The sequence below is a fragment of the Selenomonadales bacterium genome (assembly GCA_018335585.1).
Lineage (GTDB): Bacteria > Bacillota > UBA994 > UBA994 > UBA994 > UBA994.
Map to the genome: position 1 here is coordinate 1 of JAGXRZ010000027.1, position 19,370 is coordinate 19,370.

Here is a 19,370-nt window from a genome sequence, read left to right on the forward strand (position 1 = left end):
CTTTTTGTTTGACAAGAAAGTATTCGCCAGAGGTAGGGGGTTTCCCTTCATATTTCGAATATTATTTCCCTTTTCTTCTGATTTTTGCCTTGGGGTCAATTTTACTGTAGCTAAACGTCCTTGCCCCAAAAACCCTCGCTAACGCTAGGTTGTGCTGGGGTAAAATAAATCTACCACAGCCTCAAAACGCCCTATCTACCGTCCTTTCTGGACATCGCAATTAGGTCGTTCAAGTTTTAACTGAATGGGCGCAATCAGACTAACATCCTCATAATGCATCGCCATAAAAACAATTTCTCCCGGGCTTATATAACCGCTGTACACAGGCGTACTTGCCTCCGCCTGCAACGGCAGGGACAAAAGTAAGACAGTCAAAATGAAAACCCTAATGCCTTTATACTTTCCAGGCATTTAAATACCCCCTCGTACTTTGGTCACCCCACAATTGTGCTACCTATAGTATATACAAGTGTGTCACGATTAGGAAGAAGAACCACCCCGACGTCCAAGCACTTCTGGCAAATCAGGGCAAATTGCCAATACCCGATCAGGCGCGAAGGAACTTGGCAATGCCGCCCACCAATAACAGCATCAGCACCATGGCAGCGCCAACAAGCAATGGGAGCCTTGCGGGCATAGCTGTCCTGTAGCTGTATGAGGGTGCGGTCGGTGGCACCGCAACAGCAAGCAGACGCATATCGAGCTCTACCAGGGACGGTAATGATAGCACCCGTGCTTCAAGCCTATTCTCATGTTCAACTAATATGGCCAGATGGCTATTTTGCGGATGGTTAACAACCCGGCTGAAAAATGCACCGTATGTGGCGCGAAGTCGTTCTTTCTGAGCGGCCAACTCGACATCTTCGGAGGGAGCCACCTCCCCCTTGAGTTCAGCCGCAAAGGTAGGCCTTCTATTTAGTACGGCATGCCACCGCTGCCTGAAGTCGCTCCAGGTTTCTCCGGGTAGATTTGGCTTCTCCGTAAACCCTAAACCTCTGACCGTCTCAACTTGACCCGGAACAGCACTGCGCCAAAGAAAGGTCGCCGGTGTAGGCATCCCCCAACCGAACAAGGAGAAGAACAACATGTCGCCTGTTTTGTTGGCGGCGAATTGAACCCTAGTAACACTCTGCTGATCACCCTGTAGTATTTCGCCAAGCGAAAACCTCGCTGTGCTCTGCGCGCGGATGTCGACAATGCGCAACTCCGTCTGCGAAGAGTAAACGACGTGTCGAGAATCGGGAGAAAAAGTCGGTGGCAGGATGTAATAATCGAGCTGGTCAAGAGTCATACGCTCTGCGGTAGAAAGGTTCAAGACCTGGTAGCTATATCTCTGGTTATGCCAGTGCGCCAATAGAAGGAAGTTGCCATCCGGCGACCAGAGCAGGTCACTGGTTGACCATCCTTGGTTAATGAGGGCTATCTCGCTAGCAAATTTGTCGCTGTACCGTCTAATATCCGTAGCCAGGAGTGTCCTTTGGGGCACACTTGCGCTAAGCTCCGGCAAGAGATGCACTAAGGTCAAGAGCTCATTGACAGTGACCGGCCAGAGCGATAGCTCAATGCGGTAAACTGGTCCAAGGACGATAGCTTCTGCGGAGAGCACGTCATGTGGATCCCAATCTAGCCGGTAATCACTGGCGAGAGACAACAAGGCGTAGCCATCTGCTTTTGGCCCGGACAGAACGCGTTGAAATGCATCATCGCTTATTTCAATGACAAGCTCGGGATAGTTAGGCAACAGGCGGCCAGCACTGCGGAGTTCATGAAATACATTGTCAATCGCGTCAACATTCTGTGCCAGCTCGGCCACTAACACTGGCATCGGCGACACGTCTTCGTGAAACAGGCTGATCAATGTGGTGCGTCTCTCGCTAGCAAAACCTGTGGTCACGTCCACGGTAGCCCTTACGGAAGAACTGGGCAGAACTAGCCCTGCCACTACTAACATAATTAAGCAAAGCCCTTTCAAACGAGACACCTCAAACCCCGCCTTTCATAGCACTTAGTACTCCGTTTTCCATCTTGTAGACATGGTCACTTAGAGTTAAGATATCTTCCTTAATATGACTCGTCAAGAGAATGGTCACGCCATGCGCCTTGAGTGTGAGGACAATATTGTGTAACATCGCAAAGCCGCCGTCATCAAGGCCGCTTGAGGCCTCGTCTAGGAGCAAAAGCCTGGGTCTTTCCATAATCGCTTGCGCTATACCTAAGCGTTGTCTCATGCCGGTAGAAAATTTGTAGACCGCCTTACGTGCAGCATGCTCTAGACCCACATTACGCAGCGATTCCATGATTTCTGACTCGCTTGTTTTCCCTTGGATCGAAGCTAGAAGCTTAAGGTTCTCAAACGCGGACAATGAGCCAATAAAGCCAGGCTTCTCAATCAATGCCCCGAAGCTAGGCGGGAATCGCTTCTCGCGCACGATGGCAGTTTTCCCTACTGTGATCTCCCCGTGCTGTGGTATGAGCAGGCCAGCGATGCACTTGAACAGCGTGCTTTTCCCGGACCCATTGCGCCCGATAATCCCTATGGCTTCACCCGGGAAAGCTTCAAATGACACCTCCCTCAATATGACTGTGTTTTTCAGCTTAAGTGAAACACCTTCAACTTGTAGGTATGGTTCTAGCACTTTCGTCAATCCTTTCGCTCTAGTACTGATGCGATAGCGGTTCTCTCCCTAATGAGCCACGTGGTCAAAGCGAGTAGACCCGCAATCACGCTGAGTGACACCAGGCTTGCATGCTCACCGATGAGAAAATACTGCATCGTATTTGGCCACCCTGCGCCGTTAGACAGAACGTTGCCTGCATGTAGTAATAACGTTGCGGTAAAGGAAAGCGACCTTGCCGTCCCGGTAAGCATAAGGACAAAAAAAATCAGCAGCAGATGAGCCCCGTAGGCGACCAGAAAAACAATCGCCGCAAGCACCGAAGCAACTTCGTTGGCGTGCAATGCCAGTAGCCACGGTAGAGGGGCTAGGCCGTACAGTATTAGGCTGATACTCCACGCAAATGAAAGCTTACAGCTTAGCCAATTGCGGAATGAGGAATGACGCCACACCTCCAACAGAAACAAACCGTCAAGCTCATCGCTGAGGTATACGCCCATTGCCATGAGACCGTTAGCGGCAAACCATATCCACATGAACCGTAACCAAAACCCTCCCACAGGCTCCGGCGGCACAGTGGCTAACCAACTGAGGCTTAAGCTCGGGGCTTGGCCTAGCATGTAAAGTGCAGCTGCGCAGACTACCATCTGCAAGCCAAAAGATGCCCCGACCAAAACGCGGTATTTCCTTAACTCCTTAATGCAGCTCACCCTCCTACGTTGGTATTTTGTGCCCGTGCATTTCCCGCGAGCGTGAACAGGACTAAGGCCCCCGCAAAGTATAGGAACGAGTGGGCAAAGCTGAACTCAGGCGTGCGCTCGCTCATAAACAGATGTGTTAGCGGCGAGGCTCGCACTAATACGCCAGGAACAGAGTCTCTGACTAAGGCGACAACCCAGTATGCCGATACCGCTAAAAACGCGACCATTTGACGGTCTATGAACTGCACTAACAAGGCTCCGAGCACACCCACAAGCACAAAACTCATGCACAGCAATATCGCTTGCTGCGCCGCTACGGACAATGGCAGATAGTAGGTAAAGATATACAGATACCCGCTCCCTGCCGGAGCCGCGTCTAAGACCAGACGTATGAAGTCCTCGCTCCACCGCAATGAAAGAGGAAAATTAAGCGCAACTGCTCCTGCGACAAGCGTAACGGCAATGCCAAGAAACAGGCAGGTCACTTGGAGGATGGCCAGCAGTCTCGCAGTCCAGAAGTCGCCGCGTCGATACGCACGGTAGGCCATCAAACGCTCTAGATCTTTGGCATAGAACATGGGAAAGATGATGAACATGAATGGAAAAAACAATCCATAGGTGAGATACACCCCGTTATTGAAAACGGCAAGAAGAGCCTCGAGAGCACTGAGTTGTTCTCCTTGGTGTATGATCATCGCGATGTCGTCGCTAGTGGTCAAGGCAGTGTAAGCAACCATTCCGGCCGTCGCAAACAAGGCGAAAGGGCTCTGCAATGCCCACCTAGCATAGCAACCGGCCATCACCCAACACGCTCGGTTCATTTACTCCTCCCGCAGGCGAAAGTAGCGCCCGTAGACAATGAGCCCCAAACACCAAGCAACGAAGTGCATAGCAGCGAAGGACGTCGTAGTAGACCAAGTATGTGCGCTTGGGCTCCACAGAAACATCGGATTAAGATGTCCGAACCCGGCAAACGCAAACAGAAAACCAACAATCATGAAGAGGGTGAATGTGGAGATGTTAGCAATAAAGGCGTTGCGAAACAGCACTGAGGCTGCCAAACCTAACGTAGCGCTCAAGGCTCCATACAGAAAAGCGGTTGCCACCTGTAACCCCATATAGACAAGCCCTGCCGGAGGGCCGAGGTCATAGAAGAAGTACGAGGGAAGCCTTTCAATGTATGGACGGGGGTACATGGGAAACGCTGCTGTCGACAGACATAAAGCCGCCGCTGAAGGAAGCGCAAGCACTAGTCCCCCGGCCATAGCGTTGCTCACGAGCTTAACGACCCAATAGCGAAATGAAGGGAGCCGCTGGAGTACAAAGCGGGAAAAGCCACCGTTTCGCTCTTCTGCGTAACTGCGTGTGAAGGGCAGCGTCGCCAAGATGGGGGCAAAAAGCGAGATGTATCCGCTATGCGCCCAAATGAACCAATACAGCGCGCCATTTCTGCCCATCTCGGCTAAGTCAGGGTAGTGCCTAAATTCAGGCATAATCCAAGCCGCCATGCTAACAACGGCAAGAGCAAGACCTACGAAGAAGGGACGCGACAGAAGCGCACGCTTAATCTCCGCTTTGAGGTATAGTTGCATGGATTCCACCCTCCTTCTAGTTCCCGCGCGGCTCGTTTGGCGGCAGACCTTTACTAGTGTCCATCACCCCGTGCTCCGTCAACTCCCACACACCACCGCGCCTCATGAAGACAAAGCCTCTTTCCGCTTCCCAGGCCATATACTCCGGCTGCGCAGGGTGAGCCCTAGCATAGTACAGCTTGCTCTGCTCTAAGGCCACGACAGTCGCAGTGCCTTGACGAACCCGGGAGCTGATGAGGACGAGGTGGGTTTCGCTGCGACTGTAAGATTCCCCTCTCTGGCGGAGCGCTTCGCGCCGCTCTGCAAGTTCCACGATTAGGGCTTGCTCGCGTTTGTGGAGTTCTGGCGACTCGCGCGCGAAATCGTTATTAAGCGCCGCAGGGGGCCCGCCGTCAGTGCCTACTAAAGCCTGCGTGCGCCTTTCCATGACTGAATCCGCTAATGCCAGCATATTAACTTCCTCTGCCTGGGTAAGTTGCCGCGACACGACGACAGGTAAGCTAAACATGGCAATTAGCATGACTATCACGAGCACTAGTCCGACAATTAGCAGCGCTGCGTGGCTTCTATTCGCTTTCCTCGCGCCCTGTGACAAATGGCCTGTCGTGCTGTCGCCGAGAAATCGACGAGCTAGCATCCAGGCAACCACTGCGCTACTAGCATAAGAAAGCAGCATAACGACTGCCCCAGGCATGCCCTTAGTCTCGCCAAGCACTGCGGGCAGGACTGCCCCGCCAAGCAGCGCACTGCAGCCGATAAACCCTACGCTAATGAGCCCACGCAAGCGGGGCAGCGCCAGCAGTTCATCATCATGTTCAGTTCTGTGCCCGCAAACCACTTCTGCGCCCAAGTGTATAAGCCAAGGCAGAGTCCCGCTAGGAGCAAGTACAAAACGTAGGGGTGGACAACCACGAAACTCCACACGCTGTTGGCGAAAACCAACTCAATGACATTCATGTCCACATGGACGATGGAGTTGACGGCGACAACAGCAGGAAAGTCTATCAGCCAAAGGGGTACGGTGAGATAGTTCGCTGCGTCGCTGAACAAGTCACTGAAGTGCCAAAACAGCCCTTGCCCATGCGATATGAGGCCTGTCGTCTGCCACTGCGTGGCGTTCACATGCACTAATGCATACATACCAAAGGGGAAAAAGAGAATAACGAGCGCCAAGAAAGCTGCGCCTAGCATCTTGCCGCTCACGGTTGAAGCAAGCAGAGTGACACACAGCACGAAAGTCAATACCAACACCGAATGCACAGCCCAGCTCCAGATTGCGCCCACGCCAAAGGGGAAGTTAACCCCCTGATTGGTCCTCAAGAGAAGCGTCATAAGTAGGGCATTAGCGATGAAGGGCAGGCTAATCTGAAGCAGAGACACCACTGCTTTGCTACTGAGAATGTCGCGCCTCGAATAGGGCATGCCAAGGAGCACAGACAATGTCCCTTTATCCCGCTCGAGACCCATCGAGACGACGCCCATCATTATCGCAAATAGAACCATTGCCGCGCCGTGAAAGCCCGAACTACTCTCTAACAGCCTGTGGGACGCGCGAAGGCCACCAAGCCAAGCTCCTTCCGCCGCCCGGTAGCTCACAATGTTATAGGCAAGCGTCAACGTACTGGCAAACGTAATGAAAGAAGCGAATACCAGAAATAGCGACCGAGTCATCCGCCAGTCTTTCCGGAGCAAAGCTCTACTGGGCAACATCTTACTTAAAGGCATATCCTTCGCCTCCCATCCGCGCGATAAAGATATCTTCTAGGGGCATCTCAATAAACTCCAGTGCCAGCGGCTTAGCGGCGGCGAAATAGCTAGCAAGCGAGTCCCGCTCTCCTTGCGCCACAACAGTGTAGATACGTCCGTGTTGTCTTACGCTCTGCATCCACTCTTGCCGCCAGAAATCGTCGGTCGGTGGTTCAGCTAGCACAACCTGTACCGTAAATACCTGTCTCTTTAAGTCCTCAATCCTAGCCACATCCAAGAGCTTGCCTTGGTGGAGGACGCCTACGTAGTCGCAAATCCGCTCTAAGTCGCTTAGCTGATGTGAAGAGATAAGCACAGTGGTGCCGTGTTGCGCTACTTCGTCCATCAGCAGCGCGAGAAACTGCCTGCGCATAACGGGGTCTAACCCGGCTGTCGGTTCGTCAAGCAAGAGGAGCTTTGGGACATACGACAACGCAAGCACTACGCCTAGCTGTGTGCGTTGCCCGCGTGACAAATGCTTGACCTTAGCTCGCATCGATAACCCGAACCCCATGCAGAGCTCGCGGCTGCGTTCGTCCTGCCATGTAGGGTAGGTCTCGCGGTAAAAGCAGAGCGTTTCGCTGACGGTAAAGTCTAAGTAGTAATACTGCGCCTCCGCCAAATAGCCTATGCCGGCACGAACCGCCGTCTCTGTCTGTGGGTTCCTGCCGTCAACCGTTACCGAGCCTGAGCTTGGCCGCAGCATACCCATAATCGTCTTCAACAGGGTAGTTTTCCCTGCGCCGTTTGGCCCGACTACGCCAAACACTGCCCCCGGCGGCACGTCAAACGAGACGGAGTCTAACGCGCTATGCCCGCCAAAGTACTTGGCAACCTCTTTTAAGCTTACGTGCATTACCTATTCACCCCTAACTTCAGATCGTGCAGATGCTCCTCTACCATGGTCATTATCTTTTCGGCACTGAGCCCGAGGTAGTGCGCCTCGATGACGACTCGGCGCAGTGATTCGCTGACTTTCGCCTGCTTCTGGGCATCAACGGTTGGCGCGACAGACTGGCAGACGAAGGTGCCGCGGCCGCGCAGCGACTCGATGACGCCCTGCCGTTCTAACTCCTGATAAGCCTTCTGTATGGTATTAGGGTTAATGGCAAGTTGCCCCGCTAACTCGCGCACTGAGGGCATTTTATCGCCAGCACACAGGCCGCCGCGCAAGATAGCTTCTTTTACCTGTTGGATTAGCTGTTGATAGATGGGAGTTGCACTGCGTTGGTCGATGTTGAACACTAGGCATCACCTCCGCTTAAAGCTGTGTACTATTTGCTATAGTACACATATATCACACCATACGCCCACTGTCAACTCTCGCGTGAAACAAAAATTGGCCCCACGCGTATTACTGCTGTAGATGCCAATAGGAGAAATTAGGAAGCGTGACTGGCGGAAGGAACGCAAAGGGCGTAGCAGTGCTTCACTTGCTACGCCCACAGGTGAGGTAAGTGCGGCGCTAATTGCTACCACTCCACAATAGTGCTAGAGCCACTAATGTGCGGGTGGCGACACCGGTTGCTCCCTTGGGCTGGTAGTGCTTTTCGCTCTCGGTAAAGGCAGTAGGGGCAATGTCGAGGTGAGCCCAAGCAGCCTTTCCTACAAACTCGCCAATAAACAACCCGCCCGTCATGACGCCGCCCATGCGACCACCGCTGTTCTTAATGTCAGCCACTTGGCTTTTAATCATTTCGCGGTATTCGTCGTGATTAGGCATCGGCCAGTAACGCTCGCCCGTGGTGGCGGCAGCTGCCTGAAAATCGGCCGCTAGTTGGTCGCAGTTAGTGATTATCGCGGAATAGACGTGGCCTAAGGCCACTCCGCAGGCACCGGTCAGCGTCGCCACATCGACAATCTTCGTTGCCCCCAGCGTACCGGCGTAGGCTACCGCGTCGGCAAGAATAAGGCGTCCTTCGGCATCGGTACTAATAATCTCAATCGTTTTGCCGGTCATAGCCGTAATTACGTCGCCTGGCTTAAGCGCATTGCCGGCAGGCATGTTTTCAGTGGCAGGCACAATGCCAAGGATGTTGACTTTAGGCTTTAAGCGCCCGATGGCTTGCATCGCGCCTAACACCGCCGCCCCGCCCGCCATATCGTCCTTCATTAAATGCATGCCTTCCGCCGGCTTAATGGATATGCCGCCGCTGTCAAAGGTAAGTCCTTTGCCTACAAAGGCCATCGTCTCGCCGCCCGGGTTCCCTTCGTAACGCAAGACAATTAGCTTCGGCGGCTCCGCGCTCCCGCGCGCTACGCCAAGCAATGCACCCATGCCAAGGCGCTCCATATCGGAGCGTTCGAGGATATCACATTGCAGGCTACACTCGGCGGCGATTTTGGCGGCCACGTCCGCCATATGGGTAGGCGTCATGTGATTGGCTGGGGCATTGACGAGGTCGCGCGCTAGGTTGGTCGCCGTAGCTACAGCGAGTCCGCGCTTTGTCCCTTGCTCTATCGTACACATCGCCTCAGGGCCGGCACAAAGTAGAATCAGCTCGGCGAGCGCTTTTTCTTCCGGCTTGCTCTTTAGTGCATCATAGCTGTATGTGGCAAGCACTGCACCCTCTACTAGGGCGGCTGCGGCGTCTTGTAGGGCTATGGGTGAGGCCTCTGCGCCTAGCACATGTGCGGCAATGGTTTTGGTCTTGCCTTTGGCCGCTGCTTTAAGGCCATTAGCTGCCGCTTGGCGCAGCTTTTCCACGTCGAGCTTGTTCGCCGCGCCGAGACCAACCGCCACCACCTTGCGCACGCTTTGGCTGGGAGGGAAAAGCGTCACCACTTCATTTAGCTTCCCTGTTATCTCTCCCTTTTCCACTAATTGCGCGAGCAGTCCGCCGCACAAAGCGTCGACCCCTGCCGCTTCTGCTGTGAGCGGCACGTTCCCCTCATACACACCTACCATAATAGCATCTGCCGCGACATCACGCAGAGCCAAGCAGCGCACGGAAACTTTCACTTTCATCTTCCTTTCTCTAAGTGCCATATCAAGAACTCGCATTAACATTCTGGACGGTAGTGCCGCTCTCCTGCCAAGCGGGGGTTTTGGGGTCGTGTTTTCACGGACAAACGCAGAGAGGAAATCATGTAAGAAACGCCTTGTGCGGCGACGACATGCGCGGACTCGTGCGCGCGTTTGTCGGCGGCGAGGATTTTTTGGGCAGCAAGCGGCGCGATCTTATTGGCATGTGCAAAGCACTTGAGGATGAGCGCCACGCAGAAGGGAACGCGGGGGTCACCGTGGTTGTTCTGCGCTGACGCAAAAGGGACGGAGCATGGCGCTTCACTCACCCTTAGTTGCGCTAGTGAAAACCACCGGTGCGCGCAGAAAGCGTTCGTATGCTCTTATTTTGTGCGATAGAGCAGCCCGGCCGCGGCTGAAAGACACCTCCGAGATTGCTTCCCAAAGAAACACCCATCCGCCGACATAGAGCCCCTGCAAGAGAGCCACATGAAGAGGCCTGCCTGTAAGCATGCCCTCAAGCAATCCGGCTGTGAGCAAAAATCCGGCAGATATAGCTATGTACACCGCCGCTCGCCGGTACAGGTCCTGGAGCCTTCGTTTGTTGGCACGCAGATAGTGGCGGAACTGGGACTTGACGCCCTCAGCAATCGCCCCTTCACGCGCCGGGTCGCGCTCCTTCTCGTTAATGGCAATATTCAGCTGTACTTCGTAAGCAAAGGGAATCTCGTCGAAGCACTCTTCCAGAAAGTAAATGAGATCTGGGTCTAGATCCTTGCGGCTATACGCGGCATTGTCCCACTCGTTAAAAAGGTATATCTGCTTTTCTAGCAGCACTTCGATGATGATCCTGCCGGAGACGCGGTCGAAAGCGTACGACTCCTGCAGGAAAGGGTCGCGCTCATAGCGAGCGACTTTGTCATGCGCGGGCAAATTATCAGGCCTCCGGTTAGTCTATTTGCGGCTCCGTCCGAATGCTTCCCTAATGCTTCGCTAATTTATATTTCACATACTTGCCCGACCCCACCTTTACCAGCATGCCCTTCTCTAGCATCGCGCGCAACAACAACACCGCAGTCGGCTGTGAAACACCGGCGACAGCCTCTACATCTTGGCGCACGATGAAGTCCTGCGCCTTGAACAGGTTTAATACTAGAGCTTCTTTTCGGCTTACAGTCACTGCTGGGTTTGCGGCAGTCGCAACGTCTCTGTAGTTTGTGTTTGGCAAAGTGATTTTGAACGCATTGTCCGTTACCGCAATCTGTGGTTTATCGGGGCACTCGTCGTAGCTCTCCATGATTTTGGGGATGCCTGTTCCATAGGCCTCGATCAAACGCAACCGATAGAAGACATTGGCCAAGTGTTGGTTGCGAAGGATGGAAACCCCTAATCGAATGTCCTCAAGCGAAACACCCTTCACAAGCCCACCTAGCGTCACCATTTCTATGCGGTTGTCGTAGATGCTCATGAGAGTGCTGCCGCTAAACGCATAGTCGCGGTGAACCACGGCATTAAGCAGGGCTTCGCGGATGGCTGCAGGCGGATAGTCCCGTAGGTCAGTCCGCTCAAGACCTTTGAACACGGCCCTCGTCCTGTTGAACTGGTCGATAAAGGCATATGCCTGCTCCACCTGCAGCAACAGGGAGCCCGTAAACTCTCGTCGCTCCCTGAATGTAGTCCTTTTGTTCCCTTCGAACACGGCCAACTTAATCGCATGAGGACATTGTTCTGAGAGCAGTAGGGCGAGATTGGTGTACATACCGTCTTTGCCGATCAGATGCAATGTCTTCTTATGAGACTCCTCGAATGCCACCTCCTTTTTAGCAAAATAAGCGGTAGTTGTATGAAACGTCAATTGCTGATTGAGAGAACGAGCAGCTTCATAGCAGTCTTGGCTTGTCTCTCTATAAGGGCGTGCTGTTCCTCTCCCCACGCTAATGACAACAACATCCGTGTATTCCCGTTTGAACTCAGCTGTCTTGCTTTCAGCCCACATGGCCTCCCCTCCTTGCTAATAATTATTATACCCATTCTAATGATTATTACATCAGAAAGGGTATAGGTCAAGCCCTCTAATTTAGCGCCTTTGCACGGTTAACGTGACCGTCCCCCCGCCAATATCTATGTCTTCGAGGTAGCGTACGTCCCCCCGCTTTCTGACCACAATGCGCCCGGCTAAGGGGTGAATTTGCATGTATTCCGGTACGCCGCTAGCGCGAATACCGGCAAGCATAGCCGCGACACTGACGGGCACAATGCCAACCCGCATGCGCTTAATGTCGAGGACCACGTTTTCGCCTTCCGTGCGCACGGCGAAAGTAACCTGCGGGCGCAAAGTAAGGCGTCCGACCGTAAGGTCGGTGTTGACCGTCGCGGTGTCGGCTGCGAAGCGCACGCTGTTGACGCGCGCAGATACCGCCGCTACATCGACGAACAACTCCTTCGCGCCTTCATTTAGCAGGGCCACCGCCTCGCGCTCGGTAAACACAATTTGCGTATTCCTGTCGCCCATCAGCGCAGCAATAAACGCAGCCAATCGATCTTCGCCTTGTCCCACCGCGGCAATGGTAGAAGTAAAAAGGCTCGTCAAAGCAACAGCCACCGCCAGCACTCTAGTTCCCACCTTGTGCACCTCCTGGCCTTAGTATCGGCAGGACGATGCACCCATACTCAGAAAAGTACTTTCTTAATGCGTTGACCTGTAGGGGTACCAGCCAAACCACCTAAGGCCGTTTCCCGCAGTTCACAGGGCAAGGAGTGGCCGACGCGATACATAGCTTCGACGACTTCATCAAAGGGGATAATACTGGCGACACCGGCAAGCGCCATCTCGGCAGAAATGAGGGCGTTCGCCGCCCCGAGCGCGTTTCTGTGCTCGCAGGGCACTTCAACCAGCCCGGCAATAGGGTCGCAGACTAACCCCAACACGTTCTGTAGGCAAATGGCCGCAGCGTGTAAGGCGGCCGGAGGCGAACCGCCCATCATCTCGACGACCGCCGCGGCAGCCATAGCGGCGGCTGAGCCTGTTTCGGCTTGGCAGCCCCCTTCCGCACCCGACACAGTGGCGTTGCGCGTGATAATAAACCCCACCGCACCGGCCGTCAGCAAGCCTTTTATCAGGGCGGCGTCGTCAAGCGCGAACTCTTCGGCTACAGTCAGTAGGACGCCGGGCACAACGCCGCTTGAACCGGCCGTAGGTGCGGCCACGATTTTGCCCATCGCGGCGTTGACCTCGAGCACGGCCATGGCGCGGCTGATCGCCCTGCTCATCAGCGAACCGCAAACCGACTTTGTCCGTTCGCTGTGTTCCCTTACCTTTTTGGCGTCGCCCCCAATTAAACCGCTGACCGACTTTATGTCTGCCGTCAGGCCCCGCTCTGTGGCCCTCTTCATTATTTCGAGACTAAGCGTAAGCTTCGCCTTGACTTCTGCCTCGCTTAACCCTGTGAGCTCTACTTCCCGCCTAAGCATGACCTCGTGCAGGCCGAGCATGTGCTCGCGGCAAAGTGCCAGGAGCTCTTCCCCCTTTGTAAAGTTCAAGCACTTTCCCCCCTCTAGCTAATGCTCACCAAACAAGCGTTGGTGACGTTTTCGACACGCCGTATAGCCTGCAAAACCTCGTCCCCAATCGCGTTGTCTGTTTCTATAATCATATAGGCCATTTTGCCCCTTTGCTGCCGATACACCCGCATAAAGGCAATGTTAACGCCTTGTTGACCCAAAATAGAAGTGACTTTCCCCACCATGCCGGGCTTATCCGTGTGGGGAATAATTAGCGTTGGGTACTCCCCCGTAAAGGCCAGGCTTACCCCGTCTATCTCGGTTATCTGTATGTTCCCCCCGCCGATTGACGACCCAAGAATAGTCATGGTCTGGTCGTCGGACTTGCGTATGTTTATCCGCACGGTATTGGGATGCTGCTCCGGGCCTAAGTCGGCCGCAGTGAAGCCAAACTCTATACCCTTTTCTTTAGCTAAGCAAAAGGCGTCTCTTAGCCTCTCGTCATCCGGCAGTAGCCCTAAAATACCCCCAAGCAGAGCCTTATCTGTCCCATGGCCACGGTAGGTCTCAGCAAAGGAACCGTGCAGACAGAAGGTTACTTGCTTAATCTCTCCCCGCGCCAGCTTATGTGCGATGTACCCTAGCCTGCAGGCTCCGGCGGTATGCGAACTTGAAGGGCCAATCATGTTCGGCCCTAAAATATCAAATAGGCTGTATTCCTTCATGTAGCTACCCCTTCCCGCTACGCAATTCGCTACATGCTCATGATACCAGAAACACGCAGGCTATAGGGAGCCTACTTCGACGGCGGTTTCCCTGTGTAGATTGTACGCTTCTTTCAACAGGGCGTAGGCCACGTGAGAGTCGTTATGCCGCTCCATTAGGGATGCCCCGTAGGCCATCACTTCCGCCGCGCGGGCAGTGTGGCTTAGGGTGCGAAAAAGTGAAGCAAACTGCTGTATCACAGGCACGATGTCGTCTTTCGCGGCCCTCCTTAGTCGGCTTTTAGCCACCGCCCACTGCGTCTTTGTGTCTTCATAGCCCCCCTGCTTGGGTGCGACTAAAAGCACCGCCGACAGATATTGCTCTAGTGAGCTACATATCTTTTCTGGGTAGGGGTCTTGCTCGGCTAGGCAGAGCAGAAGCTCTCGGCGCGCGGTGTGCGCAATGTGCGCGGGGAAACGAGCGTCATTGTCGATGCTCCAAAGCACTGCTAGGGCTTGGTCGTTATGCCCCATTTTAACCAGGCACGACCCCCCAGTGATCAACGAGGAGGCGTAAAACTCCATATCGCGGCACTGCTCTGCCAGTTGCGCGGCTTGTTCGGCCCACCTGAGCGCCTCTGCGGCATTTCCTAACTGCTGTGCACATATGGCCTTGCCATGGTAGGCCTGAAGCAGACCCCGCCCGTCTTCCGCACCTTGAGAGGCCGCAATCTCTGTATAGCACTTTTGCGCAGATTCGATTTTGCCAAGCGCGAAATACGTGCTTCCGAGCAGATAAAGCGTTAGTTGTCGTTTGCTTGGCATGTCCTCCGCACCTGTAAATATGCCAAACGCCTTGTTGCACATCTCCAGCGCCTGCGAGTACAAGCCTGCGGCATAAGTTGCGTGTGCTGCGAGATAGCAGCAGTACCACTGCTTTTCGCGCCGCCCCTCCGCCTCAAACAGCGCTGCCGCCGTCAGCGCATGGTTGACGGCGCTGAGGGGCCTACCCTCCTTTTGTTCGTGCCACGCTATCAGCTCATGCATAAGCGCTTTAGGGTCGTCCGGCAGAGCTCCGAACCCTTTCAGCGCATCTAGGGCTAGTCGCACGCCCTCACTATCGCCGAGCTCAATACAGGCATGAGCTTGGTTGATAAGCAGCAGGGCCCGCTCGGCGTCAGATGCGCTCCACTCAACCACGAAATGCTCTAGCGGCTTATTTAGCCTCTGCGCCAATATGCGCAGTGTCGCGGTTGACGGATTGCGCTCATTGCGCTCAATCTCGCTAATCAAAGAGCGGGATAACTCGGTCCCCGCTAGTTGGGCCTGGGTTAGTCCCGCTTCTTTGCGCGCCTTGCGAATCTTCGCCCCTAACACTATTTCACACCGCCCATCCGCCTGATCTGCTGTTTTAAGCTGTGTCATCCGTGCCACAATATTGTCCTTGTGCCACATACTGTGATGAGTATATCATGGAGTTGCTAGAACAGTCATGCAGAAATTGAATGAATGGACACCTGGCGCCTACCATCAGCGCGTTCAACTTGAGGTGCGAGAGCTTCTATGCTCAGGTTGCCTCGAATCCTACCCTAACTCTTAGGGTATGCGCCGAACAAGGTGTCGTTGCCTTGACAGCATTGGCCTCGATGCGTTTGCACGCTATGGGAACCAGCCTTGAAAGGCTTGCGGACAAAACGGGTCCATTAGCACTAAAGGGGGTCTCACTTTGATTAGGCACCCAACTGCTTGGGCAATCGGTCTGATGGTGCACCGCGGTCTCAATGCTCCGCTTGTCATAGGCGGATTCATCAGCGTTAGCACAGGGGTTGCCATGTTGGTTCTCCTACCTGAGAATCGGGGAGGCAATTAGGTATGATTCAAGTTACGGCTCTGAGCAAGCGCTTCGGCAACAGGACAGCCGTGAATGAAGTTTCGTTTCAAGCGCGGCCCGGCGAGATATTTGGTCTACTTGGCGAGAATGGTGCCGGGAAGACCACCAATGCGTGCGCAACAACTTACTGACAGGCAGGGCCTAGTAGCAGGCGCTATTATCATGTCCTTGTGATACTAACACCCATCGTTTACAATTTATCTAACATGGAGGACCCTACTAGTAATACATCAATGGCTCCGTGTTCAGGTGGTCCTCACCCTCTTGGAGATACGAGCGGAAGGGGCAAGTCAAGTGCAAACCGCGAAGAATAGGTTCCCCGTAATTCTTGTAGTCCTGCTAGTGTTAATAGGAGTAATGGTAGTCACCCGCATTCCCTCGCGACCCCCAGATAGCGAGCTAGTAAGCACCGCCGACTGGTGCCCCTATTTCGTGAGAGACCTCCAGGCCCAATCGAAGGCTGGCACATTGGGCACGTTCGGCGTTAGGTCAGAGCCGATTTTTTGGGACGACTACGTCATTATTAAGCGGGCAGCGCAGGTTCTGAATATTGAACTGCGGTCAAGGGAGATTCAGAGCCTCAAAGGAATAGAGTATTTTCCGCGCTTAGAGGGCCTCACCCTTGACTCTAAGCGATTAACGCAACTCGACCTATCCCACAATGTAGCCTTAGAAAGCGCTCAAGTATTCGCACCCCTGCTGACTGCCATAAACATATCTAATAGCGTCCTGCTGCTAAGGCTTGATTTGATGAATACTGCCCTTATGGAGCTAGATGTGTCGAATAACGAGCGGCTCGGTATGCTGTTTGTCGGCACGAGTCAGCTAACCGCGTTGAATGTGTCACACAACACAAATCTTAGGTGGCTTGAAGTTAGCCGAAGCCAGCTCACGGGGTTGGATGTTTCACGCAACAAAATGTTACGTTGGCTGGATGTCAGCTATAACAATATGCGTTCGCCTAGCGATGTGGTAGGCTGGGAGGACATCGGCCTGAGGCTAAGGAGAGAACCCGGAGACGCTGAGATGAACTTTGTATTCCACCCCCAAAATCCGTCGGCGCGGTAATGGCTGTACCGGAGTAACGCCGGGGAGCGGTGCCCGGCAATAAAGGCTGCCAATGAGTGGATGACTATAAGCTAAGCGGGGAGGGAGGTGAGTACAATGCTCGACATACAGGTTCCGGTTGCCCTTGTGACAGCACTGATTATGGCGCTTGGTACGTATTTTAGCTACAAGAACATTAGTAAGAGCGCTAGCAGCATCTCGAAGTACATATTCTTGTTTTTCCTTATCACGCTGCTCACGCAGCTAGTGGGGCTGCTGCAACTCCTAGCCGTAAACCCTTCTACCATCGCGGACGTCCGCGTCCTGCTCATAGTGAGTCAGGCCAACTTTGTCCTAATTCGGGTTGCATATGCCGTCTTAGCTTTCGGGTGTTATGTAGTTTTCAGAGAGGGTTCAAAGGGCACCTTCGGGCAATCCAAACTTCGCGAGGATGGTGGGTAGACATGCGACGAAAGCGTGTTGTCGCGTTGGCTGGAGCAGCCATCGCCATGCTGGTGGTAATCACCGTGTACTTTCGGGTGTTCCATTGGCAGGAGCGCTCTGCTGAAACTTGGATTCGGGGTCCGCTGGTGGTTACCGCGAACACCGTCTTGCATGGTGAACTGGAATACGGCCGAATCTTTGAGTGGACCTTAGACAGATTTGAGCTTATGAGGACAATACAGCTGCCAGAGGACGGTACACTCAACTGGGCACCTACAAGAGCTCACGCCGTAGCAGGGGGAGTAATTGTAGCTTCGACCCACAGGGCGTTATACGGCATTGATCATGCCACGGGAGAAGTTAAGTGGGCCCACAGTGTGAGTCCCAAGCAAGTAGTTGTTGAGGGAGCAGTGTACTACGTGAGTCACAACGGCTCGGTCGGGGCAATACGTCCGGTAGACGGACAAGAGCTGTGGCATGCCTCGGCTATGGGAGCAATTGCAGGAACCCTAAGCGGAGAGACGCTAGTAGTGATTGGGCCTAACTCGATTAGTGCCCTTAGAGCTGAAAATGGCAAACTGCTCTGGTCGTTAGATTATGATGGAGTCGCGGGCGACTACGGCCCCTTCATAGCCGCAACAGAAGGCGTTGTCGCTGTAATTTACCAAGACCCTACTGGAGCGGCAGTAGGACGAGGCCTGGACGCCAACACAGGTGAGATTCGGTGGTCTAAGGGACTGCCTTTCCCCTTTCCCTACGTGCTCTCGCTAAGGGGCGAAGCGGGGGTAGTCTTTGCGACTCTCCGACGAGGGGCGATTGTAGCACTCCACGGGCACAGTGGCGAGCAAGTTTGGAGTCGGCAGCTTACATTCGCTCCTGCCGATGTCCGCAGTAGCCCTTACATAAGCCCAGACAGAATTCTGTTGATTAGTGGGTATTCTTTGGTCGAACTTGACCGCGCGAACGGAGAGCTAAGGCAGAGGATGCGGCTTCCCGGCGGCCGAGTTGCAGGGGAAATTGTGTTGTGCAGAGACGGACATTACGTCTACTTCAATGAAAGGGAGTTGTATCGTAAGAGCAGGTAAATCAGCAAGAACCAGCATAGCTCAGTGGGGTCATAGGCCTCGCTGTCAGCGTCTATAAAGCTGACTGGCGCGTCACAGCCTCGAAGGCAAGGTAGGCTGCTAGGCTGGATGTCAGCTATAACAATATGCGATCGCCTAGCAATGTGATAGGCTGGGAGGACATCGGCCTGAGGCTAAGGATAGAACCCCCCAAAATCCGTCGGCGCGGTAATGGCTGTACCGGAGTAACGCCGAGGAGCGGTGCCCGGCAATAAAGGCTACCAATGAGTGGACGACTATAAGCTAAGCGGGGACATTATGATGAATAAACTAAGCAAGTTCGCAGCAGTAAAACGAGCATTGTTATTGATTGGTCAAGCAGCTCCAATGGAGATAAGCACCCTCCTCCCACTAAATTTCCTTAATGGAGCAGGGCCAATCTTACACCTCTATATAAGCAAGATCGTAATTGACGAGGCCGTGCGTCTAATCGACAGCAATATAAGAACCATTGCCGATTTGGCTGGCATGCACTTATTGCTAGGTGCGATGCTAGCTTTCCTGATGGTTATTTTTCTCCTGGATGCCACACGCGGACTTGCAACTCACGCGCTCGGTAGCCTTCGCGAGCGAGTTGTCGGGGAGAGCCGGCGACAATTGCTGACTAAGGTTGCAGGTCTTGACGACCTTTCGTTATTTGAAACCCCTGATGCACTTAACACCCTTAAGCTCGCTGAAGGCGGCACCGAGCATTTATGGCAACTCGCTACAGGCATAGTACGCTTGATGGTGGGTGTGTTCGCCTTTGTTCCTGCACTAGTGCTCACCTTGGGGATATCTTGGTGGGTACCGCTTCTGCTATTTCTGTCAGTGTTGCCGGCAGTAGTTCTGCAGGGGCGAGTCGAGGAGCAAAGCTGGGCAGTAGAGCAATCGCAAGTAAGCAACGAAAGAAGCAAGGACCTAATTGAAAGAATGATTCTCAATGAGACGTATGCTAAAGAAGCGCGGCTCTACAGCTTGCATGAAGTGCTGCTTAAGCGCTGGCAATCTTACTTCCGCACAATATTCCAAGCCAAACACGCTGTCCGCACTAAGGGCGC

At 53.8% G+C, this 19,370-nt stretch carries 23 protein-coding genes; 7 read left to right on the forward strand and 16 right to left on the reverse strand.

Features of this window, described 5'->3' with window-relative positions; genetic code table 11:
* Nucleotides 1–547: 547 nt before the first annotated feature.
* From KGZ66_05190 to KGZ66_05235, 10 genes are all read right to left on the reverse strand, one after another.
* The gene (locus KGZ66_05190) at nt 548–1,981 is read right to left on the reverse strand and encodes a hypothetical protein (GenBank protein ID MBS3984979.1); all 1,434 of its coding nucleotides are present in this window, start codon (nt 1,979–1,981) and stop codon (nt 548–550) included.
* Between the two features lies 1 nt (nt 1,982).
* Nucleotides 1,983–2,636, reverse strand: a complete 654-nt coding sequence (locus KGZ66_05195; GenBank protein ID MBS3984980.1) for an ABC transporter ATP-binding protein — start codon at nt 2,634–2,636, stop codon at nt 1,983–1,985.
* Nucleotides 2,637–2,641: 5 nt separating this feature from the next.
* Nucleotides 2,642–3,325: a hypothetical protein gene (locus KGZ66_05200; protein MBS3984981.1), complete on the reverse strand. Its 684-nt coding sequence runs from the start codon at nt 3,323–3,325 to the stop codon at nt 2,642–2,644.
* Nucleotides 3,322–4,137, reverse strand: coding sequence for a hypothetical protein (locus tag KGZ66_05205; protein MBS3984982.1), 816 nt, complete (start codon nt 4,135–4,137; stop codon nt 3,322–3,324). Before KGZ66_05205 ends, KGZ66_05200 begins: the two co-directional genes overlap by 4 nt.
* Entirely contained in the window at nt 4,138–4,908 is a 771-nt protein-coding gene (locus tag KGZ66_05210) for a hypothetical protein (protein ID MBS3984983.1), read from the reverse strand.
* Between the two features lie 16 nt (nt 4,909–4,924).
* The gene (locus KGZ66_05215) at nt 4,925–5,692 is read right to left on the reverse strand and encodes a hypothetical protein (GenBank protein MBS3984984.1); all 768 of its coding nucleotides are present in this window, start codon (nt 5,690–5,692) and stop codon (nt 4,925–4,927) included.
* Entirely contained in the window at nt 5,671–6,633 is a 963-nt protein-coding gene (locus KGZ66_05220) for an ABC transporter permease subunit (protein MBS3984985.1), read from the reverse strand. Before KGZ66_05220 ends, KGZ66_05215 begins: the two co-directional genes overlap by 22 nt.
* Entirely contained in the window at nt 6,620–7,510 is an 891-nt protein-coding gene (locus tag KGZ66_05225; protein MBS3984986.1) for an ABC transporter ATP-binding protein, read from the reverse strand. The genes KGZ66_05220 and KGZ66_05225 overlap by 14 nt, the downstream gene beginning before the upstream one ends.
* A complete protein-coding gene (locus tag KGZ66_05230) occupies nt 7,510–7,899 on the reverse strand; it encodes a GntR family transcriptional regulator (GenBank protein ID MBS3984987.1) in 390 nt (129 codons plus the stop codon). Before KGZ66_05230 ends, KGZ66_05225 begins: the two co-directional genes overlap by 1 nt.
* A 220-nt stretch (nt 7,900–8,119) precedes the next feature.
* A complete protein-coding gene (locus KGZ66_05235) occupies nt 8,120–9,616 on the reverse strand; it encodes a leucyl aminopeptidase (GenBank protein ID MBS3984988.1) in 1,497 nt (498 codons plus the stop codon).
* 155 nt (nt 9,617–9,771) lie between these two features.
* Here KGZ66_05235 and KGZ66_05240 point away from each other — a divergent pair, with 155 nt between their 5' ends.
* The gene (locus tag KGZ66_05240; GenBank protein MBS3984989.1) at nt 9,772–9,915 is read left to right on the forward strand and encodes a hypothetical protein; all 144 of its coding nucleotides are present in this window, start codon (nt 9,772–9,774) and stop codon (nt 9,913–9,915) included.
* 25 nt (nt 9,916–9,940) lie between these two features.
* Here KGZ66_05240 and KGZ66_05245 read toward each other — a convergent pair whose 3' ends face one another.
* The 6 genes from KGZ66_05245 to KGZ66_05270 form a co-directional block, all read right to left on the reverse strand.
* Entirely contained in the window at nt 9,941–10,552 is a 612-nt protein-coding gene (locus KGZ66_05245) for a hypothetical protein (protein MBS3984990.1), read from the reverse strand.
* A 49-nt stretch (nt 10,553–10,601) separates the two neighbouring features.
* Entirely contained in the window at nt 10,602–11,615 is a 1,014-nt protein-coding gene (locus tag KGZ66_05250) for a hypothetical protein (protein ID MBS3984991.1), read from the reverse strand.
* 81 nt (nt 11,616–11,696) lie between these two features.
* Nucleotides 11,697–12,242, reverse strand: coding sequence for a hypothetical protein (locus KGZ66_05255; GenBank protein MBS3984992.1), 546 nt, complete (start codon nt 12,240–12,242; stop codon nt 11,697–11,699).
* 47 nt (nt 12,243–12,289) lie between these two features.
* Nucleotides 12,290–13,111, reverse strand: a complete 822-nt coding sequence (gene sdaAA, locus KGZ66_05260; GenBank protein MBS3984993.1) for an L-serine ammonia-lyase, iron-sulfur-dependent, subunit alpha — start codon at nt 13,109–13,111, stop codon at nt 12,290–12,292.
* A gap of 62 nt (nt 13,112–13,173) precedes the next feature.
* Complete coding sequence (gene sdaAB, locus KGZ66_05265; GenBank protein ID MBS3984994.1) at nt 13,174–13,845, reverse strand: L-serine ammonia-lyase, iron-sulfur-dependent subunit beta; 672 nt, start codon at nt 13,843–13,845, stop codon at nt 13,174–13,176.
* 60 nt (nt 13,846–13,905) lie between these two features.
* Nucleotides 13,906–15,249 carry a helix-turn-helix transcriptional regulator gene (locus KGZ66_05270; GenBank protein MBS3984995.1) on the reverse strand — a complete coding sequence of 448 codons (1,344 nt, stop codon included), beginning with the start codon at nt 15,247–15,249 and terminating at the stop codon, nt 13,906–13,908.
* A 301-nt stretch (nt 15,250–15,550) separates the two neighbouring features.
* On the opposite strand from KGZ66_05270, the gene KGZ66_05275 reads away from it, so the two are divergent.
* The 6 genes from KGZ66_05275 to KGZ66_05300 all read left to right on the forward strand — a co-directional run.
* A complete protein-coding gene (locus tag KGZ66_05275; protein MBS3984996.1) occupies nt 15,551–15,694 on the forward strand; it encodes a hypothetical protein in 144 nt (47 codons plus the stop codon).
* A gap of 2 nt (nt 15,695–15,696) precedes the next feature.
* Nucleotides 15,697–15,846, forward strand: a complete 150-nt coding sequence (locus tag KGZ66_05280) for an ATP-binding cassette domain-containing protein (protein ID MBS3984997.1) — start codon at nt 15,697–15,699, stop codon at nt 15,844–15,846.
* A 133-nt stretch (nt 15,847–15,979) separates the two neighbouring features.
* The gene (locus KGZ66_05285) at nt 15,980–16,783 is read left to right on the forward strand and encodes a hypothetical protein (GenBank protein ID MBS3984998.1); all 804 of its coding nucleotides are present in this window, start codon (nt 15,980–15,982) and stop codon (nt 16,781–16,783) included.
* 96 nt (nt 16,784–16,879) lie between these two features.
* Nucleotides 16,880–17,224 carry a hypothetical protein gene (locus KGZ66_05290; protein MBS3984999.1) on the forward strand — a complete coding sequence of 115 codons (345 nt, stop codon included), beginning with the start codon at nt 16,880–16,882 and terminating at the stop codon, nt 17,222–17,224.
* A 2-nt stretch (nt 17,225–17,226) separates the two neighbouring features.
* Complete coding sequence (locus KGZ66_05295) at nt 17,227–18,291, forward strand: PQQ-like beta-propeller repeat protein (protein MBS3985000.1); 1,065 nt, start codon at nt 17,227–17,229, stop codon at nt 18,289–18,291.
* Between the two features lie 267 nt (nt 18,292–18,558).
* The coding region (locus KGZ66_05300) for a hypothetical protein (protein MBS3985001.1) at nt 18,559–19,370 on the forward strand (812 nt) is incomplete at its 3' end.